Origin of the sequence: Desulfatibacillum aliphaticivorans DSM 15576 (assembly GCF_000429905.1) — a bacterium.
GTDB lineage: Bacteria > Desulfobacterota > Desulfobacteria > Desulfobacterales > Desulfatibacillaceae > Desulfatibacillum > Desulfatibacillum aliphaticivorans.
Window position 1 is genome coordinate 1 of the sequence record NZ_AUCT01000019.1, and the last position, 26,182, is coordinate 26,182.

Sequence of the window (26,182 nt, forward strand, 5' to 3'; positions counted from 1 at the left end):
CCTTTTCAGAAAAGGCAGCAGCACAAACAAAAACATTAGCCCGACCGTGTCATATCCCCGTTTTTTGACAATGCCGCTGCGTCTCAGGAGCGACCGGAATTTCAGTTCCCTGAATGCTGAATTGATTTCAGAATCCATGGAAATGCTGGTGTTTTGAATTTGTTTTTGCATTGAGAGGGAAAATGTTTTACTTGTATTCATAGCGGCTCTTTCTTGTGTGTTATTAGGTGTTTGGCGATGTCTAATATTACACAATTAAGGCCGCTTTTCAAGTATTTTTTATATTATTTCAAATGGTTATATCTGTCCCCCTCCCATATTTCTTGTGCGAAACTTGAGTTAACTTTCCGGTTGAAGCCTTTTTTTTGACTTGTTTTGGGTTGTCAAAAATTTAAGTTATAGGGGACGTTTGTTACTTCTATTCTAGTATTATAGGGGACGTCCGTTACTTCGAAACTATAAGATCTTGGGGACGTCCCCTTCTTCATACTTGTTCCTTCGCTATATAACATCCCTGATTATTCCACTAACGATGAACTTTGCGTGGGAAGCCGGACTCAACCACCCTATGTGTAACAATTTTTGGGGCTATCCGGCGGTTAGCGGGTACGCCCCCCCCAGCCGGCCTTGATGACCGCGCCGTCGTGGAGGACCTGAATCACATGGGTTTCGTCAAGATGGCGGAGGTATTCCACAATCACCTCCCGGTTTTTTTCCGTTTCCAACTCATGCTTGCCGATGGGCGTGAGATACCGGACCAGATCGTCTATATGCACCCTGCCGCTGTGATTCTGAATGTAGGACAAGGCCTTTTTCTTGATGTACCAGGGTGCAGAAGCCCGAAACACGGCCAGCAGGACCGCGAAAAAGGCGAAGGGCAGCACCACCACCCCTATATAGGTATTGACCTTCCAGGCGAAAAAATCGATCAAAACCAGGAGAATGGCTGTGGAGGCCAACACCCTGGTCGGTTCAGGCGTTTGAAAAGATTGCACTATTATCCACCCTGCGTTTTAAAAATATTATTCAACTTTCGGAATCAAAAGTTGTGTTTTAAAATCAAGCAACTACGTACGGGTTTCAGGCCATTCTATATACCAGAGCCCAAGAGTCTTCGTCCCTTCCCCCCTGGCGGGGGAAGGACAGGATGGGGGGGCTATTTGGAATGACGTGCAACATCACCCCCACCCCAACCCTCCCCCGTCAAGGGGGAGGGAGTATGTTGGAGGCGGCTCCGGCGAATTATTTGCTCTTCACCGTCAATTATCATCGTCTCAATATGCGAGAGTAACTTCCCCCCAAAGTTGAAAACCTTACTCATCATGCTCGGAAAAATACTCGGCCTCGTAGACCTCTACCTTGGTTTCCGGGTCCTGCCAGCAATTGGGGGACATTCCTCCTTTTCTGCAAAGCTGAATCAGAAAATTCTGGGGATTGGACAGCTGATCCCACACCTGGGGCAAAAAGGTGGAGCGCCGCCCTCCGCGGCTTAAAATCACCCCATGCACGCCGGGCTTCAACTTGGACAAAAGATCCTTGCCGTCCGTAAACTCGATTTCCTCGGGCACGGTGAGGACGCTCACCTCCACGTCAATGTCGTCTAGCTCCCTGGCTGACAGGGGAGGAAAGCGGGGGTCCCGGAACGCGGCGTTATAGGCGTTGGATTCCACGCCGTCCACCAGGGATTGCACGGGCTCGATGGTGCCGATGCAGCCCCGCAACTGCCCGTCTTTGTGGATCGTCACAAAGCACCCCCGGTTTTCCAGGAGCAGCTTGGACGGATGCTCGGGCCTTTGGACCTCGGCGTCGGTCAGCCTGGAAGCCATGACGCTGCGGGCGAGTTTCAATAAATCGGATTTATCCTGGTCGGAAGTATAGGAAGGCATTTTGCGTTCTCCTTTGAATTCTTTGACGGCTTCCGTAAATGCAATGGCTGCGTAGCCAACCACTTTGTCCTTGGATCCGGCGGTGTCCCCGGAGTTCCGGTAGTCCAGCAAGGTTCCGGTCCAGCCCAGACTATCGGCGACCTTCATAACCGCGACCGTGGGAACCCAGCCGCAGGCCTTGCAATTTTTCATGGCCTCGTAATCCAGATTGGGGATGGCCTGGCAGCAGATGTTATCCAGGTTTTGCGCTGTTTCATAGGGATAGTAATGGGAAAGGTCCGTGCTGGCAATAAGAAAAAATCCCCTTTGAACCAAAGGCTCAAGGGCTTCGGCCAATTTGTCGGGATTGACCCCGCCGCCCAGCAAGATGGGGATGAACTCAAAATCGCCGAGAACGACCTGTAAAAAAGGCAGTTGCACTTCGATGGAATGCTCCTGGGCGTGGGCCTGGTCCAGGCGGACGAACCCGGGCGATTCCGCCAGGCGCCTGGCTTCGGGCGCCAAAGGAACCAGGCCGAGGGGAGTCCTGTATGCGGACACGTTGGGAATGGACGCCCCGCGGTATCTTGCGCGATGGCTGGCGCCAATGATTATGACCTTGCGGACGTCCCTGGGCATTTTTTCATAGGAGGCGGCGGCCACGACGCCCGAGTACACGTACCCGGCGTGAGGCGCCACCAGAGCGCGAACCCGGCCTTTAACCGGGGTTTGCTTCGCCTCCCGCAAAAACTCTTTAATCTGCCTTTTCAGGGCGCTGGGATTGGCGGTGTAAAACGATCCCGCCACCGCCGGTTCTCTTACGTTTTCCATCTGCTCCATGGCAAGGCCATTGGATGCGAATGACAAGGCCAAAAGCGCCGCCAGAAAAACCGCAACGCATGCAGGGATGCGGCCCCAATCCATTATGCTGTCTGTTTTAAAAACCATATACAATCCCTTGGTCAGGCGCTCCGGCGGTCGCCATACGCCGGGGACAAGCCTGCTTTTGGTTTGTTGGGAGTATTCGTCACTTCCTTTCAGTCCCAAACGCCCTGAATGGGGGCGCCGCAAAAAGGGCAGCACCCGTTTTCCACGCCATCGTACTCCAGGTAATAGCCCCGTCTTTTAACCACGGTTTTGCGGCATGACGGACATTGCACCGGGTTGTTCACTCCGGGAATGTTTCCCAGATACACGTGCTTCAGCCCTTCTTTTTCGGCTGCTTCACCCGCCTGCTTCATAAAGGCCACCGGAGTAGCCGCAAGGTGAACCAGCCTGTAATTGGGATGAAACCGGGACAGTTGAAACGGCGCTTCCGGCCCAAGGTTCTCCGCAACCCAACCGGCGACCCGCCTGATGACGTCAAGGTTATCCGTGTAAGTAGGCACCACCAAATGAATGACTTCCACCCAGACTCCATTGTCCTTGTAAATCTTGATCGCTTCCTGGACCGGGGCCAGGTGTCCGCCGTTCAATTCCATGTATATTTTGTCGGACAATGACTTGAGGTTCAGGGCCGCGCCGTCAATATACTTGCTCAGGCGGCGTGCGGGCTCAGGGCGGATGTATGCGTTGGAAACCAGGATGTTCTTGACTCCCTGCTCCCTGGCCGCCTTGGCCGTGTCCAGCATGTATTCGTAATAGGTGGTGGCTTCCGTATACGTATAGGCGATGCTTTTGCATCCGTACTGTTTTGCATGAGCGACAATGGTTTCCGGCGGCTTGTAATAGTTCCTGGTCTTGTCCGGCGTGGTTTGGGAGATTTCCCAGTTCTGGCAATTAAGACAGGTGAAATTGCAGCCGGCCACAGCCAGGGAAAAAGCCTTGCTGCCCGGCAGAAAATGGTGCATGGGCTTTTTTTCCACCGGGTCCACGTTCAACGAACACGGGTTGGCGTAGGATATGCTGTAGAGCTTGCCGCCCAGATTGACTTTGGTTCCGCATTTTCCGCGATAGTCGGGAGTGATGAGGCAGGTGTGAGGGCATGTCAGGCACTGTACCGAGCCCCCGCCCAAGGTCTTGTAAAAATAGGCCTCTTTCATGGTCCGGGAGTCGAAGGTCAACTCCTGGGACAGGGCGCGGCTTAAGGGGAACAGGATGCCCTGCCCCGCCGCAGCCGCAGCGGCTTTAAGAAATGTGCGCCTTGTGGAAGCCATGGGCGCCCCTCCTTTGCACGCATAGGCCGAAATTTAATAGCAACATGCGCCGTGTCGGCGTGACAAACAGCTGTTTTACCATTCTTAAAATAGGCATTAAACAGCGGCAAGTCAAAGCGGACGCCGGTCTGCGGCAAGGCCCTTATCCGCCCGCCGGGTCTCTTTGGCGGCTTTGGATGCAAAACTCAGGGTAAATAGACCTTCCAGACGTAAAACCAGCCGCCTAAAATGCCCAATGCAATGGCAAGATATACATAAGATTTCCATTTGCCGGGCACGATTGCGATGCCGTGCTTGTCCGGATCGCCCACCTTGCGGCGGCAGGCGTGGCAGGTCGTATCGGCCAAAGAAAGTATTGTGGAGCAATACGGGCATTTTTTGGAATAGATTTTTGTGGGAGTCGAGGAACCCTGGGCAGTCATGATAAAAATCCTTCTTGCTTAAAGTTATACAAACGCAGCCATGGAGTATTGTACTCCATGGCTGCGCTGATTTCCATCAAAAATCAAATAACAGGGATGACCTGTTTGACCTCACCGCGTTCTCTTAGAACGTCCAGCGTGTCTTCCAGAACCCTTGACCTCTTGCCCCAAAGGAGCCGCTGCTTGATGCTCTCTTTCTGATCGGCGAAACCGTCCGCTTCGGGATATTTCTCCTCCAGCACGCAAGTGACGAACACGCCTTTGACGCCTTCCACGGGAGCGTCCGGGTAGGGGTTGGCGGCGTCGGCCAGGAATGCAGCCGATGCAACGGCGGGCTCATCGCCTAGGTCGGGAATATAACCGCCCCGCTTGAAAAAGCCGGTGTTCTTGACCGTTACGTTATAGGCTGCAGCCGCATCTTCCATGCTCTTGCCGCCCTTGACCTCTTCCAGAAATTCAGCGGCTTTGTCGATGGCCGCCTGAGCCATAACCTCTTTTTTGACGTCGGCCGCCACCTTGGCTTTCACCTCTTCCAGCTCAGGAATGATCGCCGGCTTCTTGTCCAGCATCCAAATGATGTAGAAGCCGTCGTCAAATTGCAGCACGTCGGAAAAAGAGTCCTTATACATGTCAAAAACTTCATCCGCCATTTCCTGCGGATTGGCTACACCTGCAGGGCCTTGCTCGGTGAAATAGTCCGTGGTCTTCAGTTCCACGCCCGCGTCCGCCGCTGCCTTGGCCATATCCATATCAGACAACAAATTGTCGAAGGCCGCCTCCGCCGCATTGTAAGCCTCGTCCAAAGCCACGTCTGCAGCCAGCTTGCTGCGAATGGAGTCCTCCACCTCGCTCAGCTCCTTGGTTCTGGCTTCCTTAATCTCCTCCACCTTAATGATATGGAAGCCGAAATCCGTACGCACAGGATCGCTGATTTCCCCGGCGTTCAAGGCGAAGGCCGCGTCCTCAAAAGGCTTGACCATCCTGCCGCGGGGGAAGGAGCCCAGGTCGCCCCCGTTTTTCGCGGTGGGGCCGTCTGAGAACTCCTTGGCCAATTCCGCGAAATCCTCGCCGGCCTTGGCCTTGGCTTCTATTTCCTGGGCCTTTTTCAGGGCTTCCGCCACTTTTTCCTCCGGAGCGTCCTTGGCTAAAGAAATAAGGATGTGACGCGCATGCACCTGTTGGTCTTCGTAATAGCTGTCCAGGTTATCGTCGTAAAAGAGTTCTATCTCTTCCTGAGGGATGCTTACCTCTTTCAGAAAATCCTTGGGATTAAAATACAGGTAGGAAACCTTGGCCATGGGAAGGGTTTCGTAATCCGCGCTGTGAGCGTCATAATACGCCTGGATCTGGTCTTCGGTCGCCACCACGTCCGTAAACGTGGAAGGCTCGAACAGCACGTATTTCATGCTGACTTGCTTGGCGTCCCAATTGTACCACTGCCTGGCTTCTTCGTCGGAAACCTGAGCCATGGCCATCAAATAGGAGCGGATTTTGGTGGAAAGCATGTTCCGCGCTTTTTCGGCTTCATAGTCCTTGCTGGTAACGCCTGATCTGGAAAGAATATATTCATACCGCTTCGGGTCAAACTGGCCGCTGCTGGTCTGGAAGACCTGAGTTTGCGCAATGTCCTGCACCAGCTCATCTTCCGTGACCTGCATGCCCAAGTCCCTGGCATGCTGGAGAAGCAGCACATTATCCACCAGGTCGTCAAAGACGTTTTGCCGCAGAAGATCGTAGTCAAATGAGTCGCCGAACTTTTCGCGGTTGTAATCATAGACGTTTTTGTACATCCGCTCAAATGTGTTGCGGGAAATCGTCTCTCCGTTAACCACCGCCAAACGATTCCCCCGGTTCTGAAAAGAACTGTATCCAAACGAAAATACAAACACCAAAACGATGATTCCCAATAGAATTTTGATAATCCAAGACGTTGCGTGCTCACGCATCATGCTAAGCATTGGCGGATTCCTTCCCTCTTAGGTCTGAGGCGATAAACCCGGACGCCGTGGATTCGGGGCCCGGGGGTTGGGTTTGCTAATTTTGCTGAGCTCTGTACCAATTGAGTTTCCCCCCGGCGGAAAGAACCTGCCGCTCAAATGGATTGAGGTCGATTCTTACGGGAATGGTCTTGCCGGTCGCGGCGTTTTTCAGGTCAAAGCTATCTTTTTCGAGAATATTTTCCAAAGCGTTTTCCAGGGTTAAAACATCTCCCTGGCTCACGTCATCCAAGGCCTTGGGATCTGCAAAAATAAGGGGCAATATGCCGAAATTAATCAGGTTCGCCCTATGAATGCGTGCGAAGGACGCGGCGATCACGCCCCGAATTCCAAGGTGCATGGGCGCAAGCGCGGCATGCTCCCGGCTGGAGCCCTGCCCATAGTTTTCTCCGGCCACGATAAATCCGCCCTGCTTTTCCTTGGCCCGGGCCGAAAAACCTTCGTCCACCAAGGAAAACACATACTTGGAAATTTCCGGAATGTTGCTGCGGAAGCTCAAAATATGCGTGCCGGCGGGCATGATGTCGTCCGTGGTGATGTTATCGGGCAGCTTAAGCAGCACCTCGCCCGAAACCTTCCGGCCCACGGCCTTGCCCAAAGGCAGCGGCTTGATGTTGGGTCCCCGGAGAATTTCCACGTCGCTTCCGTCTTCCGGCGGATAAACGATTCCAGCCTCCTGGGTGGGGTAGATTTCCGGCAGGCTGATTCGCGGGGCGTCGCCCAAATCCCTGGGGTCGGCGAACTTGCCGGCCAAGGCCGTGGCCGCCGCCGTCTCCGGGCTCACCAGATAGGCGCCGGCGTCCTTGGTGCCGCACCGGCCTTTGAAGTTGCGGTTCATGGTCCGGACCGTAACGCCTCCGCTGGGAGGCGCCTGCCCCATGCCGATGCAGGGGCCGCATGCGCATTCCATAATCCGGGCGCCAGCCTTGATCAGGTCCGTAAACTCTCCGCTGTCGGCCAGCATGGTCAAAACCTGCCTGGAGCCGGGGGCAATCACCAGGCTGACTTCCGGCGGAATCCTTTTCCCTCTCACCATGGCCGCCACCGTGGCCAGATCCTTATAAGAGGAGTTGGTGCAGGAGCCGATGACCACCTGATCCACCTGGGTTCCCTCCAATTCCCGAACCTCTTTCACAAGGTCGGGCATATGGGGACATGCGGCCAGGGGAACGAGTTTGGAAAGATCAATCTCTATCACCCTGGAGTACTTGGCGTCCGCATCGGGCTCCAAGCGGGTCCAAACGTCCTCCCGGCCCTGGGCCCTTAAAAAGGCCAGGGTGTTGTCGTCGCTGGAAAACAGGGAGGTTGTCGCGCCAAGCTCCGCGCCCATATTGGTGATGGTCGCCCTTTCCGTGACGGACAACGTGGCCGCGCCCGGTCCGGTGTATTCATACACCTTGCCCACGCCGCCCTTGACCGTCTCCCGGCGCAAAACCTCCAGGATCACGTCTTTGGCTGCCACCCAAGCGGGCAACTGGCCGGTAAGATGCACGGACACAACTTCGGGCATGGGCAGCGTAAATGGCTCCCCAGCCATGGCCATGGCCACGTCCAGGCCGCCGGCGCCAATGGCGACCATGCCGATGCCGCCGCCCGTGGGCGTGTGGCTGTCGGACCCCAACAGCGTGCGGCCGGGAACGCCGAAGCGCTCCAAGTTCAATTGATGGCAAATGCCGTTGCCAGGCTCGGAAAAGACCATGCCGTACTTGGCGGCTATGGTCCTGAGAAAACGGTGATCGTCAAAATTATAAAATCCCGACTGCAGCGTGTTGTGATCCACGTAACTGACCGAAAGGTCCGCCTTGACCTTGTCGATTCCCAGAGCCTCGAACTGGAGGCAGGCCATGGTGCCGGTGGCGTCCTGGGTAAGGGTCTGGTCAATGGGCAACCGGATGGGGGTTCCGGGCTCGGGTATGGGATCTATCCCGTGATGGGACAGAATTTTTTCAAATAGGTTCATGACAAGCTCTCCCGCTCATACAAAGCAATAAAATTAGGCGGCTACGAACCTCTCTGTTTAACATCCCGGCCTGTTTTCGTCAACCGGAACTAAGCGCCGAATGGCGGAGAAAAGGAATGGCGGGGAGGCCTTTCCAGGCCCTTTTGAAAAAGCCGTTGGAAATCTTGGGAGCCCATGGCGCCGGGCGGGCGCCTTAGTGGAGAAGATTTTGAAGATCGTAACCAACAATGCTTTGAATTTTCGCTATCAAATAATCCCTCTTGTAATAGGCGAACACCGCAATGCCAATCAGATACATGAAACGCCTGAGCACGACGGTATAGTCCCAGAATTCTTTGAATTGGGCCCGCTTTTCGCGAACCCAGCGCCAGCGTTCCCGGCTCCGGGCTTTTCTCTCCGCCGCACGCTGAGCCTTCATAACCAACCTGGCATGCTTTCTCTGGGCAATTTTCTCTCTGGACAAGGCGGTTTTATCCAGCTTGGCCTTTTGCTTGGCCATGGCTTTTATGTGCTGCATCTTCCGCCTTTCCTGCAAAATCCTGCCGGGAGCGGCCAGCCATTCCACAAAGGCGTCGGTTTTTTCGTTGAATATTTTGACAAAACGCTGACCCAAGGGCAGGCCGCGCCGGGCTTCCTTGGCCAGGCGCCGGGCCTCTTTGGCCGCCTCTTTCCGGCGCTTTTTTTCCACCCGGGCCAGGGCCTTGGCCTCCAGGATCGGCCGCCGCCTTTCCATGCGGGCCTTTTTCCTGGCCAAACGGGCCTTTTTAGCCTGAACCATGGAGTCGTGGATCGCATGGAACGGCGTCATGATGAAATCGGCGATTCTCTGAAAAAACTCGTTTAAAAACTTTATAATCCTGCGCAGCAGGCGAAGCCCCCTGCTTTCTTTACGGCGCTTATTCTTCTCTTCTTCCCTGGCCATGAGTTCCTGCCAGCGTTTTTGAACAGCCGCCACCTTTTTGGCTTCTTTTTTGTCCACCGCAATTTGTTTTGCTTCTGATGAGTCGCCGTTTGCCATGGGGGAGTCTCCTGTAAGAAAAATGCGCCTGAAATAATATCGGGAACGTACCGAAAATGCAAGCGGGAAGAGATTGTTAAGTATATGAAAACCTGCAATAAACAGTATTGGTAACCATTAACAATTTTTGAAAACCCGCCGCACGGGAGTTCTCCCGGCCGGCGGCGTCGCCCGGAAGATTGAAAAGAGGAGCGGCCGAGAATAGGGGGATATCCATTTATTGAGAATTTTTTTCATAAAGATTGAACAAAGAATGGAAATAAGGCTTGACACATGGGCGCGCTTCCTGATACTTGCTTGTTCCGTTGCACGGGGCTGTAGCTCAGCTGGGAGAGCACATGACTGGCAGTCATGGGGTCAGGGGTTCAAGTCCCCTCAGCTCCACCACCAATAAAATCAAAGGGTTAGGTCATTTGGCCTGACCCTTTTTTTATGGCGGATTCCTGACTGGTTGCGGACAGGCGCGGATTTGCCGTCCAGATCGTCTATTTCCTCGTTATTGGAGCCGGGCATGTAATGGTAATAAGTATCCACCGTTACCTTGATCGAAATGTAAATAGTCAATATTGAAAATAATTAAGTGCCTTTTAATATAAAATTTGTCATCTTCTTTACAAGATTTCTATAGATGTATGATTTATTTGAGACCTTGTACAAGGCATCTTTGTACTGGCTCGTCCAATAGCAGATGCCCCCCCTTAATCAAATCCACAAAAAACATGTTGCCGGAATAGTGCTGCATAGGTATGACTCTTTGCACGGTTTTCGAGGCTATGATGCCTCGGAATAAGGAGAAGCATGACACGGCAGCAGCAGGCATATGCATACGCTTTTGGGGCGGTTTTGATCTGGTCCACGGTGGCGTCGGCGTTTAAGATATCCCTCCGGCATTTAAGCCCGATCCAGCTTTTGTTGTGGGCGGATATTTTTTCGATCATCTGTCTGTTTTCCGTTTTGCTGGTTCAGAAGAAGCTGCCGTTGCTCACGACCCTGCCTCGCCCCGCCCTCAGGCGCGGTTTGGCCCTTGGAATATTGAACCCCTTCCTTTATTATGTAATTTTGTTCGCGGCCTACGACCTGCTGCCCGCCCAGGAGGCTCAGCCCCTCAACTACACCTGGGCCATCACCCTCACCGTATTTTCCTGGCCCTTGCTGGGCCAGCGCCTTGGGCTTCGGGAGGCCGTCGCAATCGGCGTCAGCTACGCCGGCGTGGTGCTTATATCCACCCACGGCGCCCCTTTCGCCCTTTCCTTTTCCAGCGGGCCGGGCGTGGCCCTGGCCTTAGGCAGCACCATCATCTGGGCTTTGTTTTGGATTTTTAACGCCAAGGACGAGACCGACCCGGTCATCAGCCTGTTTTTGAACTTTTCAGCCGGCTTTCCCTTTATTTTGATCGCATGCCTCCTGTTTTCATCCCCCTGGCCCGGAGCCTGGCAGGGCTTGGCGGGTGCGGCCTACGTGGGCGTGTTTGAAATGGGAATCACCTTTGTTTTCTGGCTGAAAGCCTTGCGCCTGACTTCCAGCGCGGCCAAGGTGTCCACCTTGATATTTTTCTCGCCTTTTTTGTCCCTGGTTTTCATCCATTTTCTCGTGGGGGAGGAGATTTTGCTCTCCACCATCGTCGGCCTGGGATTCATAATAGCAGGCAATGCTCTTCAGCAGACCGGTAAAGGCGCCGATTAATTTCCGATTCTACTATTGCACTATTGTGCAATTGGCCGATTTATAATGGTTTTCACCTATTTCTCAGGGCGTTCAAAATCAGGTTGACGCATTGCGTTCTGTGAGGGTATCGTTAGGTTTTTAAGGGCGTACGCCCAAACCCCAAAAAACACCCCTCTATTTTGGAAAGGAGATAGCAATGAAAAAAATTCTGTTTCTGATCGCGGCGCTGAGCATCATCGCAGCCGGGACGGCCTTGGCGGCCGACACCGTCAAAATCGGCCTGACGGCTCCTATTACCGGTTCCTGGGCCGCGGAAGGCCAGGACATGAAGCAGATTTGTGAACTGTTGGCCGATCAGGTGAACGCCGATGGCGGCCTGTTGGGCAAAGAGGTCGAGGTGGTTGTGGCTGATGACGGCGGCAACGAGCAGACCGCAGCCCTGGCGGCCCAGCGTCTGGCGACCAAAGGCATTGTCGCCGTTGTGGGCACCTACGGCTCCTCCGTGACCGAGGCTTCCCAGGGCATTTACAACGCCGCCAAGATCCCCCAAATCGCCAATGGATCCACGGCTGTCCGCCTGACCGAAAAAGGCCTGAAATACTTTTTCCGCACCAGCCCCCGCGATGACGAGCAGGGCCGGGTGGCCGCCAAGACCCTCATGGGCATGGGCTACAAAAAGATCGCCATTCTCCATGACAACACCACTTACGCCAAGGGCCTGGCCGAAGAAACCAAGGCTCTTCTGGACAAAGAGCCCGTGGAACTGGTTTTCTTTGACGCTCTGACCCCCGGCGAGCAGGACTACACCACCATTCTGACCACCCTGAAAACCAAGAATGCGGAAGTGGTTTTCTTCACCGGCTACTATCCGGAAGCGGGCCTCATGCTTCGCCAGAAAAAAGAGATGGGCTTTGACGTTCCCTTTGTGGGCGGCGACGCCACCAACAACCCCGACCTGGTGAAGATCGCCGGCAAAGACGCCGCCGAAGGCTTCTACTTTATTTCTCCTCCGGTTCCCCAGGATCTGCCCTCCAAGGAGGCCAAAGACTTCCTGGCCGCTTACACCAAGAAATACGGCGCAGCTCCCGGCTCCATCTGGGCGGTTCTCTCCGGCGACGGCTTCCGGGTTATGGTGGAAGCCATTAAGCAGACCAATTCCACCGATCCCAACAAGATCGCCGATTACCTGCATACGGGTATGAAAGACTTCCCCGGACTGACGGGAACAATCTCCTTTAACGAAAAGGGCGACCGCGTCGGCGACGTATATCGGGTTTACAAAGTAGATGCAGAGGGTGGGTTCATCCTTCAGTAATTAACACGGATTGCGTATCGTTCGCACCGTATGCGGAGGGGGCGGCAGGGGCTTAAGGCCTTTGCCGCCCGTTTCCCTTTTTGGGGCCTTCGTGAAAATTCCTGCAAGGGGAACTGACTCATGGAACAATTTTTCCAGCAATTGACCAACGGGCTGGCCATCGGAGGCATATACGCCCTTATCGCTTTGGGCTACACCCTGGTTTACGGGGTATTAAAACTCATCAATTTCGCCCACGGCGATTTATTCACCATCGGGGCTTTTCTGGGCCTCTCTCTTCTTACGGCTTTTTCCCTGACCGACAAATTGGGCTTTGCCATGGGCGTTGGCGCCCTGGTGCTTATGATCGTGTGCCTGGTGGGCATCATCGGTATATTGTTGGATCAGGCGGCCTATAAGCCTTTGCGCACATCCCCGCGCCTGTCGGCAGTGGTTTCGGCGCTTGGCATGTCCATTGTCTTTTCCAACGCCATCATGCTGGTTTTCGGCCCCAATCCCCAAGTTTACCCCCACGGAATTCTGCCCACCAGCGTGCTGCACATTTTCGGACTGCCCTTTCCGGTCAAACGCCTTCTTTTATTGGTAACCTCCGTGGTGCTCATGGCGGCCCTGTACTTTTTCATCCAAAAGACCACCATCGGCGCGGCCATCCGCGCGGCGGCCATTGACCAGGACGCGGCCCGGCTTATGGGCATCAACGTGAACCTGGTGATCATGCTGATTTTCTTTATCGGCCCCGCCCTGGGCGGCGCGGCCGGAGTCATGGTGGGGCTCTATTACGGGCAGATCAAGTGGACCATGGGCTGGCTATATGGGCTCAAGGCCTTTACCGCAGCCATTCTGGGAGGCATAGGCAACATCCCTGGCGCCATGGTGGGCGGGCTTTTGCTGGGAGTCATCGAATCCCTGGGCTCGGCCTACATCTCCATGGCCTGGAAAGACGCCATCACCTTTGTGGTGCTCATTTTAATCCTGATTGTCCGTCCCACGGGCCTGTTGGGGGAAAGGGTGGCTGAGAAGATATGAACGACGCACCGCGCTTTTCCAAAAGACAGATCATATACGCCGTGGTGGCCGTGGTATGGATTGTCTCGCCCCTGTTTCTCGACAACTACCAGACCGACGTTCTGAACACCGTTGGGCTGTATGCCATTCTGGCCCTGTCTCTGAACGTCATCCTGGGTTACGGGGGTATGTTTCATATGGGGCATGCGGCGTTTTACGCCATTGGCGCTTACACCACGGCCATCCTGTCCACCCAGTTCGGCGTTCCCACAATGTGGACCATGCCCATTGCAGGGATTTTGGCGGGGGTTTTCGCCCTGATCGTAGCCCGGCCCATCATCCACCTGCGGGGCGACTATTTGTTGATCGTGACCATTGGCATGGTGGAAATCGTGCGCATTGCCATTATCAATGACGCGGTTTCCAGCGCAGCCAAATTCCTCAACAAGGGTTTTATGCTCTTGGGCATCCAGGATTGGGCCTTGTGCGAGAAAATCGCCAATGCCTCAACCGGCGGCCCAAACGGAATATTCGGGGTGGCGGCGCCGTCCATTTTCGGATTTGAGATTAACGGCATTGTAAACACCACCCACTACTTTTTCTTGATCACCGCGTTCCTGGCGGCGACCATCCTACTGTTTTTTCTGCTGGAGCGGTCCCGCTACGGCCGGGCGCTGCGTTACTTGTGCTCGGACGAGATCGCAGCCGAAGGCAGCGGCGTGAACACCTCGGGCTACAAGCTGAGCGCCTTTGTGATCGGCGCGTTTTGGGCGGGCATGGCCGGAACTTTGTTTGCAGGCAAGATTACCTTTATTTCGCCCACCAGCTTCACTTTCGCCGAGTCCGTAACCCTGTTCATGATCGTCATCCTAGGCGGATCGGGGTACATTCCCGGCGTGATTTTAGGCGCTTTGCTTGTTGTGGGGCTTCCGGAAATCTTCCAGGATTTTCAAAAATGGAGAATGCTTGTATTCGGCATTGTGCTGGTGATCATGATGGTTTTAAGGCCCCAGGGCATTATGCCGCCCAAACCGCCCAAATATCCCATACACAAAGTGGATGAAAGGGAGGTGACGCTATGAGCCTCCTGAAACTGGACGGAGTGGTGAAAACATTCGGCGGTTTGACCGCTGTGGATGAGGTCTCTTTTGAGGTGCCCAAGGGCTCGATTTTCGGGCTTATAGGCCCTAATGGGGCAGGCAAGACCACCGTGTTCAACCTGATCACCGGAAATTACAAACCGGACCGGGGCGCGGTCGTCTTTAACGGCGAGAACATCACGGGCAGAATCACGCACAAGATCGTGGAGCTTGGCGTCGCCAGGACTTTCCAGACAATCCGGCTGTTCCAGGAGATGTCCGTGCTGGAAAACGTGCTGGCCGGATGCCATTGCCGCATGACTTCCGGCCCCATATCCGCCATGTTCCGGCTTCCCAAAGCCCGCCGGGAGGAAAAAAAGACTCTGGGCAAGGCCCTGGCCGAACTTCGGTTCACCGGCCTGGAGGCTCAGGCGGAGAATCTGGCCAAGAATCTTTCCTACGGCAACCAGCGGCTTTTGGAAATCGCCCGGGCTTTGGCTACGGACCCGCAACTGCTCATTCTGGACGAGCCCGCCGGCGGCATGAACGAGCAGGAAACCGCGGCTTTGGTGGAATTGATTTTCCAGATTCAACAGCGCGGCATCACCGTGCTTTTGATCGAGCACGACATGAGCCTGGTCATGAAAGCCTGCGAGTATCTTGTGGTTATAGAATACGGCAAGAAAATCGCCGAAGGAACTCCGGACGTGGTGAAAAAAGACCCCAAGGTTATCGAAGCCTACCTGGGCAGCGATGAAGATGATTTTTAGGGAGCGCCCATGCTTTTAGATATTAAAAACCTGCACGTCAAATACGGCAATGTGGAGGCCCTGCACGGCATCGACGTCGAGGTCGAAGAAGGGGAGATCGTCACCCTGTTGGGCGCCAACGGCGCGGGAAAAACCACCACCCTGAACGCCATCTCCGGCCTGGTCAACGTGACCAAAGGGGAGATTGTATTCAGCGGCGAGGCCCTGCACAAACTTCCGGCCCACAAGGTGGTGACCCGCAAAATCACCCAATCGCCCGAAGGCCGCCGGGTTTTCGGCGTATTGACCGTCCAGGAAAACCTGAATTTAGGAGCCTTTACGTCCAAAAATAAAGAGAGGGTTGCAAAAAGCCTGGAATGGATCTATGAGCTTTTTCCTCGTCTGGCGGAGCGCAGGACCCAGTTGGCCGGGACCCTGTCCGGCGGCGAGCAGCAGATGCTGGCCATCGGCAGGGCTCTCATGTCCAACCCTAAGCTCTTGCTTTTGGACGAGCCCAGCCTGGGTCTTGCGCCAGTGCTGGTGAACCAGATTTTTAAGACGGTTCGTCAAATCAATCAGGCCGGCGTTACGGTCATGCTGGTGGAGCAGAACGCCCGCATGGCCCTTAAGCTGGCCCATCGGGGGTACGTGATGGAGGTGGGGAAAATAGTCATGGCCGATTCGGCCCAAGCGTTGTTGAAAAACCCCGATGTGCTCCAAGCCTATCTGGGAGGAGCCGAGTGATCCGAAAGGAGTAAAAATGGCTGATATGGATGACAGGAAGATTAGGCAGGCTGCCGCGGAACTGGCTGCACAATGGCAGGACCGTGCGAATAAACTCCTGACTCGAGAAGAAAAAGCCATTCAGGAGCAAATGCTCAAGCTTCTGACCCACCCGTCTGACAAAGTGGTTCTCACCAAAATGATCGATCAGTGTTTTCGATCGCATGACAACGACCGGGTGGCCGACCAAGTCAACCATCTCCTTACGGATTTCGGCGTGCCCGGGTTTTTCTCCCGGGTGGAAAAACTGCTTATTCAAATGTTCATGGGCCTGGGACGCCACTTCCCGGACGTGGCCGTGCCCAGAATGGTTAAGCAAATGCGCCAGTCCTCGTCCCGGGCTATTATCCCGGGCGAGGTCGAGCCTTTGCACAAGCACCTGGAAAAGCGCAAGAACCAGGGCGTGCGCATGAATATCAACCACCTTGGCGAAGCGGTCCTGGGCGAGGAGGAGGCCCACCACAGGCTGGTCACTTATATCCAGGACATGGCCGACCCGGACGTGGAATACATTTCCGTCAAGATTTCCACTCTATATTCCCAGATTTCCTCTTTGGCCTTTGAGCACACCGTGGACGTGATGGTGGACCGCCTGTCCAAGCTCTACGCCGTGGCCAAGCAAAATACCTTCACCCGCCGCGACGGAACCAAGGTCCCCAAGGTCGTGCACCTGGACATGGAGGAATACCGCGACCTCCACATTACCTATCAGGCGTTTATCCGCACCCTGGACAAGCCGGAGTTCAAGGACTATTCCGCAGGCATCGTGCTGCAGGCCTATATTCCTGACTCCCACCCCATTCAGCAGCAGCTGACCGAATGGGCCAAAAAACGCGTGGCCGGCGGCGGAGCGCCCGTCAACCTGCGCATTGTAAAAGGCGCCAACATGGAAATGGAGATGATCGAATCCCACCATTTCAACTGGCCCCTGGCGCCTTACGACAATAAGCTGGACGTGGACGCCAACTACAAACGCATGGTCCGGTACGCCATGCAGCCGGAAAACATCAAGGCCGTGCGCTTGGGCGTGGCCTCCCACAACCTGTTCGAACTGGCCTACGCTCACGAAACGGGCAAGGCCCTGGGCGTCGCCGGCCAGTATTGGTTCGAAATGCTGGAAGGCATGGCCGACCACGTGCGCCGGGCCATCTGCGAAATGTCGGGCGAGGTGCTGTTATACGCGCCTGTGGCGACCAATGATCAGTTCATCAACGCCATCGCCTATCTCATCCGCAGACTGGACGAAAACACGTCGCCGGAAAATTTTCTCCGCTATTCCCCGGCCCTTAAAACCGATTCCGAAGCCTGGGATTTTCTGAAAGACAGCTTTTTGGAATCCTGCGACCGGATTGATACCGCGCCCTTTGGACCCAAACGCTCCATGGACAGGGCGACGGAGAAATTCCCCGAGGACGTGGGCGCCTATCATTCCCTTATGTTCACCAATGAGGCGGACACGGACTGGTCCCTGCTCGCCAACGTGGATTGGGCCAAGTCCATCCGGGATAAATGGATGATGGATGAAGGCGCCGAACCTGCGCAAGTCCCCATTGTGGTGGCCGGAGAGGAAATCTTCGACCGGGATCCAAGAGAAGCCATCGACTCAGCCCGGTACGATGAAAAAACCGGTCAGCGCATTGTGGTGGCCAATTACGCCATGGCCACGGCTGAAGACGCGGACAAAGCCGTGGAAACGGCCAAGGCCGACCCGGACGGCTGGCGCTCCAAAAGCCTGGACGAACGCCACGCCATCCTGGATAAGGTCGCCCATGAACTCAGGAAGGCCCGGGGCGATCTCATCGGCGCGGCGGCGGCCAACACCGGCAAGGTCTTCACCGAAGCGGACCCGGAAGTCTCCGAGGCCGTGGACTTTGTGGAGTTTTATCCCCATTCCGCCAAATTGTTCGAAAACCTGCCCAATATCAAAGCCACGCCCAAGGGCGTAGGCCTTGTTGTGACTCCTTGGAACTTCCCCATCGCCATTCCCTGCGGCGGGATGGCCTCCGCCCTGGCCGCCGGAAACACGGTGATTTTCAAGCCGGCTTCCGCGGCGGTCGTTACGGCCTGGGAGCTGGTCCAGTGCTTTTACCGGGCGGGGGTTTCCAAAAACGCCCTGCAATTCCTGCCCTGCTCCGGCGGAGAGGTCGGCCCCCGCTTGGTCAACAACCCGGACGTGGATTTCGTCATCCTCACCGGCGGCACGGATACGGGCATGGAAATGCTCAAACAGCGCCCGGACATGTTCCTGGCGGCTGAGACCGGCGGCAAGAACGCCACCATCGTCACGGCCATGTCCGACCGGGATCAGGCCATCAAGAACATCCTGCACTCCGCCTTTTCCAATTGCGGCCAGAAGTGCAGCGCCACCTCCCTGGTGATTTTGGAAAAAGAGGTCTACGAGGACGAGTTATTCCGCAAGCAACTGGCGGATGCGGCCAAGAGCTTTAAGGTCGGCTCGTGCTGGAAGTTCCGGAACAAGATGGGGCCGCTCATCCATCCTCCCAAGGGAGACCTGAAAAAGGCCCTGACCACCCTGGAGCCGGGGGAATCCTGGGTGCTGCAGCCTGAACAGGTGGGGAATAACCCGTATCTGTGGACGCCTGGCATCAAATGGGGCGTCAAGCCCGGATCGTACACCCACATGACCGAGTTTTTCGGCCCGCTCATCGGCGTCATGGAAGCCAAAGACCTGAACCACGCCATGGAGCTGGTCAACCAGACCGGCTACGGCCTGACCTCCGGCCTGGAAAGCCTGGACCATCGCGAGCAGCTTAAATGGAAGGACGGAATCAAGGCCGGCAACCTGTACATCAACAAGGGCACCACCGGCGCCATTGTCCTGCGTCAGCCTTTCGGCGGCATGCGCAAATCCGCGCTGGGCGCAGGCATCAAGGCGGGCAGCCCCAATTACGTGTATCAGTTCATGGACTTTGAAGACGTTTCCTGGCCCGAGGCCGGACCGGTGAATAAGGAAACTGCGTTGTTGCGGATCGCCCAGGATTGGGAAATCGACCTGAAATGGAACCGTTTTCCCAAGGAAGTCTCCCAGGATCTATGGAAGACGGTCCGGGCCATCAAAAGCTATGTATATCAATATGATAAAGAGTTCGGCCGGGAGCACGACTACTTCACCCTGCGCGGCCAGGACAATCTGTTCCGTTACCTGCCCAAAGGCCGGGTGGTCATTCGCGTAACGCCCCAGGACAGCCTGTTCGAAACCCTGGCTCGCGTCTCCGCCGCCATTGCAACCCGGTGCGTGCCCATGCTCAGCCTGCCGCCGGGACTGGATAATGAACTGACGGCCTTTCTCGCCACGCGGCGCGGACAAAAATTCTGCAAGGACGTGGCCATGGCCAAGCAGACGGACAAGGATTTGTGCGCGTTCATGCCCAAGGTGCAGCGCATCCGCTACGCCGGGCCGGACCGGGTTCCCATGGAGGTGTTTGAAGAAGCCGCCAAAACGGGATTTTACATCTCCCGCACGCCCGTTAGCATGGAGGGCCGGATCGAATTGCTCCAATACATCCAGGAGCAATCCATCAGCGTCAACTACCACCGCTACGGCAACCTTGGCGCCCGCGCGGTGGACTAATCAACCTCATATTCAAAAAATTAAAAAGGGAGCTTGGACGAATCCAGACTCCCTTTTTATATTTTAAATCAAGTTGTTATATAATTGTCTTGGGGGTTGTGTCGCTCCAGCGAAAAAAAACTTTTAGCTTGTTGCCATGGGTGGGGGGCATCAATTTATCATGTTGGAGTCTACCGACCACAATGCCTCGTGCAATTCCAATCTGATCTGCAAATTTTTCTATGGGAGCGTGGGTGCGGTAATCCCAACGCTCCAAAAATTTACGGAGTTGCTGCGGGGGAATTAACTTATCCCGGGCATAAGCATCAGCTTCCTTTTCCTGTTCATCAATCAGCCCATCATATTCGATAAAAATATCTTTGTGCCCATGTTTAAGTATATGACCAGCTTCATGAAAGAAAGTGAACCAAAAAAGATCATTGCTTTTATAATAAAGGCTTAGCTGAATAACTCCCTTCCCGCTAATCCATCGTGTTGCTCCAAAGACGCCGGTTTTGGGGAGCTCAGGCACGAAGACAACAGCCACACCAGATGATGCACAAAGCCCCACAAGGGCCGGAATAAAAACTTCCGGGGCTTGGCGGGTTAGGCCGCGAATATTATTTAAAGCAGCTCTAAATTTTTTAGAATCAAATGGTTGGCAATCAATTTCCCTGGCCTGGGTTTCCCCCTGGCGAAGCCATGCGGAAATGGCTTCAGCATGCGCTTCAAACCTGTTTGTTTGGCGATAGGCTACCTGGTGCTGGAGCCAGACATCTTTCCACTGTTCGGGTGAGGCTATCCCAAAAAAGTTAAGTAGAGCCTCCAGCAATTTTAGTTTATCTTTTGATTCCAATATCCAGCCCAAACGAATCATGTCCTTGACAGGAAATCTATTTAACCAATCCAGATGCGATTCTAGTCGTTCCTTTTCAGCCAACCGAACCTTATCTTCCTGATACTGACGCTCCAAGTTATTCCAAAAATGAGCGGGGCGCCCCAAAGGACGCTCGAATTTCAAGGCCGTTTCCGGGGTTATGGGGGATTTGCCTTTGATTATTTCGTTGATAGTTTTTTTTGATAGACCCGTTCGTAAGGCCAACTCAGCCTGAGTCATACCGTATGCATCCAGATAATCTTCCAGCACCTCTCCAGGGCTGGTTAGATAATCAGGCAAATATTCATTTATTTGCGCCTTTGCCATGGGTGTCCTCCACACCGATAATCATAATTGCGGTGACCCTAGACCAGTCAAGTCCACCGTCCTCCTTAACAGGAACGGGATCGTGGGCAGGTTTGAAAATCAAACGATATGGGTGATCCAGGTCAACGCTTAACTGGCCAGACCGCTTTCCCTCAGTCAACTCATGGCACCTGCCTGGAGGACTTTTCGGGGGCCAGAAATCCATCAAACTTGTGGCCGCCCTTAATTCCTTAAAGCGGATACGAATTTTTTTCGCTCTATCATTCCCATGAGTTTTTACAAGTTGAGAAGATTCCGAAAAAACTTTGGCGATCTTCTTATTTTTGAATTGTATGTTCATGGACGCCTTTTGTCAAGAAAAGTTAACCGGATAGGTTAATAAAAATCTAAAAAATAGAAGGGCGAAAAAGACGGAAAACTAATAAAATCTTTATAGGCAACAGCTGTTTATAAGACAATTTATCACTAAATTGTGGTCAGATCAAGTGGGGCAATCGATGGTTTGGGAGAAATTCAAATCCCATCAGGAATGAAGTGTCGCTTTCATTCCTGATGGAACTTAAAAAGACAGGAAAACTTTTAGTTTTTCAAGCTGTGGATCGGTGCGGGGATGCGGCCGGCGCGGCGGACGAACAGGTTGTCGGCGGCGGCCTGCTTGACTTCGATGATTTCCGCATGGCCCAAGAGGCCTCCGAATTCGGCCAGGTCGCCGGCTTTTTTGCCGGGCACCGGGATAAGCCGCGTGGCCGTGGTCTTGGAGTTGATCATGCCAATGGCCATTTCGTCCGCGATGATGCCCGCCAGGGTTTCCACGGAAACGTTTCCGGGGATGGCCACCATGTCCAGGCCCACGGAGCAGACCGAGGTCATGGCTTCCAGCTTTTCCAGGTTCAAATGCCCTTCGGCGGCGGCCTGGGCGATGTTCAAATCTTCGCTGACCGGGATGAAAGCCCCGCTCAGCCCGCCCACGTGGGAGCTGGCGAATGCGCCGCCTTTTTTCACGGCGTCGTTCAGCATGGCCAGAGCGGCGGTGCTGCCGGGCAGCCCCATTTTAAGAAGCCCCAGGCTTTCGAAGATTTCGCCGACGGAGTCGCCCACGGTCGGGGTCGGCGCCAGGGACAAGTCCACCACGCCGAAAGGAAGGCCCAGGGTTTTGGCCACTTCCCGCCCGATCAATTCCCCCACCCTGGTGACCTTGCAGGCCGTCAGCTTGATGACTTCCGCAATGCGGCCCAGGCCCATGTCCGGCTCGGCCTGGACGGCCCGGTCGATGGCCGCCTTGACCACACCCGGCCCGCTGACGCCTACGCTTACAACAGCATCAGCCTCGCCAATTCCCAAATAAGCGCCCGCCATAAAAGGCACGTCCTGGGGGATGTTGCAAAACACGCAGAGCTTGGCGCAGGCCAGGCCGTCGGCGTCGGCGGTGAGGGCGGCGGCTTCCTTGATGGCCTTGGCCATTCGTAAGACGGCGTCCATGTTGATGCCGGCCCGGGTGGAGGCCACGTTCACCGAGCTGCACATGCGCTGGGTTTCGGCCAGGGCCTGGGGAATGGCGCGGATCAGGGAGTCGTCTCCGTTGGCAATGCCTTTTTCCACCAGGGCGGAAAACCCGCCGATAAAATCCACGTTCACGTCCTGGGCGATGGAGTCCAGGGTTTTGGCCACCTCCACCATCTGACCCGGCGAGAACGGCGCGGCCGCAACGGCGATGGGGCTGACGGAGATGCGTTTGTTAACCACCTGGACGCCGTATTTCTCCCCCACCTGATTGCAGGTTTCCACCAAATTCTTGGCCAGACCAGTTATCTTTTTGCGGATGTTGGATTTAAAGACCTCCAGGTCGTGGCTCACGCAGTCGATGAGATTGACCCCCAGTGTCACGGTGCGCACATCCAGGTTTTCGTTCCTGAGCATGTGCAATGTGGAGAAAAGCTCCTGGTCGTTATACATGATTATTTCCTTCCGCCTGAAATGGCAGGCAGTATTCTTGATTGGCAGAATTAGATCTTGTTTACGGCGTCAAAGATGTCCCGATGCTGGATGATGATTTCCAGCCCCATTTCCTTGGCTTTAGACCGCAGTCCGGCGTACAAAGCCTCGCGGTTTCCATCGGCGGGGACGTCCACTTCGTATACCATGATGTTCCGGTCCGGGTTTTGCCCGCCGTGGAAGACGGCTTTAAAATTGGTGACATTGGCGCCGTGCTTGGCCAATACCGCGGTAATGCGCGCCACCAGGCCCTTGGCGTCCGGCCCCATGGTGGTGATGAGAAAGGGCTCCACTGCCGGCGTCGACGCCGGGGTCTGGGGCTTTGTCAGCGCTTTGGCCTGCACCTCCAGGTTCATGGCGGCCAGGACCTTATTCAGAGATTCCCTGACGCCTTCTATCGTGGCGCCTTCCGGAGCGGTAATCACAAAGAGTCCGGCGAATTCGGACTGGAGAACCATCTGGGAGATGTTTTCAATATTGCAGTCCTGCTCAAAAAGCGATTGGGAGACAGCGGCGATAATGCCCGGCCGGTCCTGTCCCAGGACCGTAATAATAACTTTTTCCATAAAAGGGCCTCCTATTCCCGCCCCGCCTTTGCAGGGCCGGAGTCCGGTATTGGTTCCGGGATTATTTTTTTATGCGCGGCCGACCCGCACTTTCCCGGACAGGCAAAAACCAGTATAATGGTTTAAGGCAGATTTCAACCAGCAATTTCAACTTCTTCCAGCTCTTGGACAAGGAAGGGGAAAAATAATGGAACCCAAACGCAACGTTGTCCTCATCGGAATGCCCGCCGTGGGTAAAAGCACCATCGGCGTGCTGTTGGCAAAATCTTTAGGCTTTTCCTTTGTGGACACCGACATCATCATCCAGGCCGGTGAGGGCGTCACCCTCCAGGAGATCATCGACGCAAAAGGCCTGGCCTTCTTCCGGGAGGTGGAGGAACGCTACATTTGCGGCCTGGAGCATCATTGCCACGTCATCGCCACAGGGGGAAGCGCGGTGTACAGCGACAAGGCCATGGCTCATCTGGCTGAAAACGGAGTGATTGTGCATTTGCGAATCGACCTGGAGAGCCTGGAGCAGCGCCTGGCGGACATCGGAAACCGGGGCGTGGTCATGGACCCCGGCCAGACAGTAGCCGACCTTTATGCGGCCCGCAGGCCCCTTTATTTGAAATACGGCCGAATCGCCGTGGAATGCCAAAGCCTGACCCCGGATCAGATCGTGGGGCGAATCATCCAAGCTCTGGATGAGAACCCCGGCATTCTCAAGCCTGAGACCGAGTGCTGACGCGCGGTTTTTCGCGGTTTGAAGAACCCACCCTTTTTTCGAATTTAACGCATTTTTATCGCACGTCTGTCAATCTGGTGAAAATGCCCATTGTGAATTATGCCGGGGTTTAGTACTATAGTATGTTGCGCGCTGGCAAAATTGCGTCTTATTTACACTGCTTCCCTCCTGTGAAATCAGCCTTTTACAGAAAAAAGGCTATAACTGGTCCGGAAGAGAAAAAGGGCGGACGCGCTGCTGCATTGATTTGAAGTTAACTGCGCTCCTCCCCCATTCTGTTGAGGAACTTGCTACGTGGATTTGGGACTGAAAAATCGTGTCGCCCGGGCCGTAAGGGGAATAGTCGCTGTAGCTGTTGCGGCCCAGATAATCAGTTTTCAAGGATGTATCGGGCCTACATTTGAAGACGACTCCCTGGATCAAGTCATGGAAAGGGGCAAGATCACCCTTTTAACCAGGGATTCGCTTCACACGCATTATATTTATAGAACTCAGCATACAGGATTTGAATACGACCTGGCATCGGCTTTCGCCGATCACCTGGGGGTCGAATTGGAGGTTCGATCCGTTAAAGAGGAGAAGCTGTTTTCCCTTCTCAGGAGCGGCCAGGGGGATTTTGCGGCCGCAGGCATCCGCGTCACTCCGGTCCGCAAAAAGCTGGTGGATTTTTCCGAGCCGTACGCCCAGTCGCAGATGTATCTTGTGGCCCATAAGGATAATCGTTTGATTCTTTCCGTGGACGATATAAAGGGAAAAACGGTTTACGTGCGAAAGGGGAGCGCGGAGGAATATTGCCTTCGCCGCTTGCGGGACGGCGGGATTCATTTCAAGATAGAAACCCGCAGGAAGACCGTGGACAACCTCCTTAGCATGGTGGAGAATAAGCAGATTGAACTGACCGTGACGAGCGACCGCACCGCCGATTTGTACCGGCGCTATCACCCTGCTATCCAGACCCTGTTCCCCATTGGCGATTCCATGCCTGTGGCCTGGGCTGTTGCGCCGGGCCAGGCTTCCCTGCGGGAAGCCATAAACCGCTTTTTGGAGCAGGCGGAGGATAACGGCGCCATGCACGCCGTCAATACGCGGTATTTCGGCAACGGAACTTATCGCGAATACCTGGATTTGAGACGCTTTCACAACCGCATCAAATCCCGTCTGCCCCGATACCAGGATATGATCAAGGACGTGGCCCGGGAAAAGAACCTGGACTGGCGCCTGATCGCCGCCATGATGTACCAGGAGTCCCACTACGACCCGGAAGCGGTGAGCCGCACCGGGGTAAAGGGGCTTATGCAGATCACCCGGACGACCGCCTTGGAGATGGGCATTGAAAACCGCCTGGATCCCCGGCAGAGCATCGAGGCCGGGGCTGACTATCTCAACAAGCTCATTGGAATGTTTCCGGACGTTCCGGAGCCGGAACGCACACGCCTGGCCCTGGCTTCCTATAACGTGGGGTACGGACACGTGAGGGACGCCATGGCTCTCGCCCGGGATTTGGACATGAACCCCATGGTCTGGCCCACCTTGGAAAAAACGCTGCCGCTTTTAAGGCAGAAGAAATACTATTCCAAGGCAAAGCACGGATACTGCCGGGGGTACGAACCCATCCACTACGTAAACAACGTCATGGCCTATTACGATATTCTCCGGCGCAAGGCCGTTGTCTTGAGATCATGAAAAAGAAAACCGAATACACGCTGATCGATCATACCGCGGACTACGGATTCACCCTTTGCGCGGAAAGCCCGGAAGAATTGTTTGCAAACGCGGCCCTTGCCCTGACCGACCTGATGCTGGGCGACTCCCCCGTAGAGCCCCGTTTGAAGCATCGAATAAAGGTTGAAGGGGAGGACCGGACGGATCTTATGGTCAACTGGCTCCGGGAAATTCTGTTTTTATTTGCAGGCGAAGGGGAGGCGTTCTCCCACGCTGAGGTGGAAACAGCGGAAGAGTCGTTTTTGTGCGCAACAGTGTATACGGAGGCGTACGACCCTGAAAAGCATGAAATCCTGGAGGAAATCAAGGCTGTGACCTACCATCAGGCCAGGGTTGAACAAACGGATGGCGGATGGGAGTGCCAGGTTATTTGCGACGTGTAAAGG

General features: G+C 54.8%; 21 protein-coding genes, 1 tRNA gene and 1 pseudogene. 11 read left to right on the top strand and 12 right to left on the bottom strand.

The features are described from left to right. The 8 genes and pseudogenes from G491_RS36125 to G491_RS0116390 all read right to left on the bottom strand — a co-directional run. Positions 1-201, bottom strand: a pseudogene (locus tag G491_RS36125) (IS4 family transposase); the annotation flags it as partial. Between the two features lie 398 nt (positions 202-599). Further along, positions 600-995, bottom strand: coding sequence for a hypothetical protein (locus tag G491_RS0116355; RefSeq protein ID WP_028315361.1), 396 nt, complete (start codon positions 993-995; stop codon positions 600-602). Between the two features lie 318 nt (positions 996-1,313). Next, positions 1,314-2,813, bottom strand: a complete 1,500-nt coding sequence (gene amrB / locus G491_RS0116360) for an AmmeMemoRadiSam system protein B (RefSeq protein WP_157468346.1) — start codon at positions 2,811-2,813, stop codon at positions 1,314-1,316. An 89-nt stretch (positions 2,814-2,902) separates the two neighbouring features. Next, on the bottom strand, positions 2,903-4,021 hold the full coding sequence (gene amrS, locus G491_RS0116365; protein WP_015948690.1) for an AmmeMemoRadiSam system radical SAM enzyme: 1,119 nt from the start codon (positions 4,019-4,021) through the stop codon (positions 2,903-2,905). Positions 4,022-4,206: 185 nt separating this feature from the next. Beyond that, positions 4,207-4,443, bottom strand: coding sequence for a hypothetical protein (locus G491_RS0116370; protein ID WP_015948689.1), 237 nt, complete (start codon positions 4,441-4,443; stop codon positions 4,207-4,209). Positions 4,444-4,526: 83 nt separating this feature from the next. Beyond that, a complete protein-coding gene (locus G491_RS0116375; protein WP_028315363.1) occupies positions 4,527-6,401 on the bottom strand; it encodes a SurA N-terminal domain-containing protein in 1,875 nt (624 codons plus the stop codon). Between the two features lie 76 nt (positions 6,402-6,477). Then, entirely contained in the window at positions 6,478-8,400 is a 1,923-nt protein-coding gene (locus G491_RS0116380; RefSeq protein WP_028315364.1) for an aconitate hydratase, read from the bottom strand. 193 nt (positions 8,401-8,593) lie between these two features. After that, a complete protein-coding gene (locus G491_RS0116390; protein WP_028315365.1) occupies positions 8,594-9,418 on the bottom strand; it encodes a hypothetical protein in 825 nt (274 codons plus the stop codon). A 311-nt stretch (positions 9,419-9,729) separates the two neighbouring features. On the opposite strand from G491_RS0116390, the gene G491_RS0116395 reads away from it, so the two are divergent. The 8 genes from G491_RS0116395 (at position 9,730) to G491_RS0116435 (ending at position 19,606) form a co-directional block, all read left to right on the top strand. After that, positions 9,730-9,805 (top strand) — tRNA-Ala (locus G491_RS0116395). Positions 9,806-10,216: 411 nt separating this feature from the next. Then, positions 10,217-11,101: a DMT family transporter gene (locus G491_RS0116405; protein WP_028315366.1), complete on the top strand. Its 885-nt coding sequence runs from the start codon at positions 10,217-10,219 to the stop codon at positions 11,099-11,101. A 178-nt stretch (positions 11,102-11,279) separates the two neighbouring features. After that, positions 11,280-12,398: a branched-chain amino acid ABC transporter substrate-binding protein gene (locus G491_RS0116410; RefSeq protein WP_015948683.1), complete on the top strand. Its 1,119-nt coding sequence runs from the start codon at positions 11,280-11,282 to the stop codon at positions 12,396-12,398. A 120-nt stretch (positions 12,399-12,518) separates the two neighbouring features. Beyond that, a complete protein-coding gene (locus G491_RS0116415) occupies positions 12,519-13,424 on the top strand; it encodes a branched-chain amino acid ABC transporter permease (protein WP_015948682.1) in 906 nt (301 codons plus the stop codon). Beyond that, positions 13,421-14,485 carry a branched-chain amino acid ABC transporter permease gene (locus G491_RS0116420; protein WP_035219178.1) on the top strand — a complete coding sequence of 355 codons (1,065 nt, stop codon included), beginning with the start codon at positions 13,421-13,423 and terminating at the stop codon, positions 14,483-14,485. Before G491_RS0116415 ends, G491_RS0116420 begins: the two co-directional genes overlap by 4 nt. Continuing rightward, positions 14,482-15,252 carry an ABC transporter ATP-binding protein gene (locus G491_RS0116425; protein WP_028315368.1) on the top strand — a complete coding sequence of 257 codons (771 nt, stop codon included), beginning with the start codon at positions 14,482-14,484 and terminating at the stop codon, positions 15,250-15,252. Before G491_RS0116420 ends, G491_RS0116425 begins: the two co-directional genes overlap by 4 nt. Before the next feature lie 9 nt (positions 15,253-15,261). After that, complete coding sequence (locus G491_RS0116430; protein ID WP_015948679.1) at positions 15,262-15,975, top strand: ABC transporter ATP-binding protein; 714 nt, start codon at positions 15,262-15,264, stop codon at positions 15,973-15,975. Positions 15,976-15,991: 16 nt separating this feature from the next. After that, positions 15,992-19,606 carry a bifunctional proline dehydrogenase/L-glutamate gamma-semialdehyde dehydrogenase gene (locus G491_RS0116435; protein ID WP_028315369.1) on the top strand — a complete coding sequence of 1,205 codons (3,615 nt, stop codon included), beginning with the start codon at positions 15,992-15,994 and terminating at the stop codon, positions 19,604-19,606. A 76-nt stretch (positions 19,607-19,682) separates the two neighbouring features. Here the strand turns inward: G491_RS0116435 and G491_RS0116440 are convergent, their stop codons facing one another. From G491_RS0116440 to G491_RS0116455, 4 genes are all read right to left on the bottom strand, one after another. Continuing rightward, positions 19,683-20,789, bottom strand: a complete 1,107-nt coding sequence (locus G491_RS0116440) for a HigA family addiction module antitoxin (protein ID WP_028315370.1) — start codon at positions 20,787-20,789, stop codon at positions 19,683-19,685. Continuing rightward, the gene (locus tag G491_RS0116445; protein ID WP_028315371.1) at positions 20,767-21,129 is read right to left on the bottom strand and encodes a type II toxin-antitoxin system RelE/ParE family toxin; all 363 of its coding nucleotides are present in this window, start codon (positions 21,127-21,129) and stop codon (positions 20,767-20,769) included. The genes G491_RS0116440 and G491_RS0116445 overlap by 23 nt, the downstream gene beginning before the upstream one ends. A gap of 239 nt (positions 21,130-21,368) precedes the next feature. Beyond that, positions 21,369-22,742 (bottom strand): PFL family protein, encoded by a 1,374-nt coding sequence (locus tag G491_RS0116450; protein WP_028315372.1) that lies wholly within the window; start codon positions 22,740-22,742, stop codon positions 21,369-21,371. Between the two features lie 50 nt (positions 22,743-22,792). After that, on the bottom strand, positions 22,793-23,347 hold the full coding sequence (locus G491_RS0116455; RefSeq protein ID WP_028315373.1) for a glycine cleavage system transcriptional repressor: 555 nt from the start codon (positions 23,345-23,347) through the stop codon (positions 22,793-22,795). Between the two features lie 187 nt (positions 23,348-23,534). On the opposite strand from G491_RS0116455, the gene G491_RS0116465 reads away from it, so the two are divergent. The 3 genes from G491_RS0116465 to G491_RS0116475 all read left to right on the top strand — a co-directional run bounded on the left by G491_RS0116465 (position 23,535) and on the right by G491_RS0116475 (position 26,179). Continuing rightward, positions 23,535-24,074: a shikimate kinase gene (locus tag G491_RS0116465; protein WP_015948673.1), complete on the top strand. Its 540-nt coding sequence runs from the start codon at positions 23,535-23,537 to the stop codon at positions 24,072-24,074. Between the two features lie 294 nt (positions 24,075-24,368). After that, on the top strand, positions 24,369-25,757 hold the full coding sequence (gene mltF, locus G491_RS0116470) for a membrane-bound lytic murein transglycosylase MltF (RefSeq protein WP_015948672.1): 1,389 nt from the start codon (positions 24,369-24,371) through the stop codon (positions 25,755-25,757). Further along, a complete protein-coding gene (locus tag G491_RS0116475) occupies positions 25,754-26,179 on the top strand; it encodes an archease (protein WP_028315376.1) in 426 nt (141 codons plus the stop codon). Before mltF ends, G491_RS0116475 begins: the two co-directional genes overlap by 4 nt. Positions 26,180-26,182 lie beyond the last annotated feature (3 nt).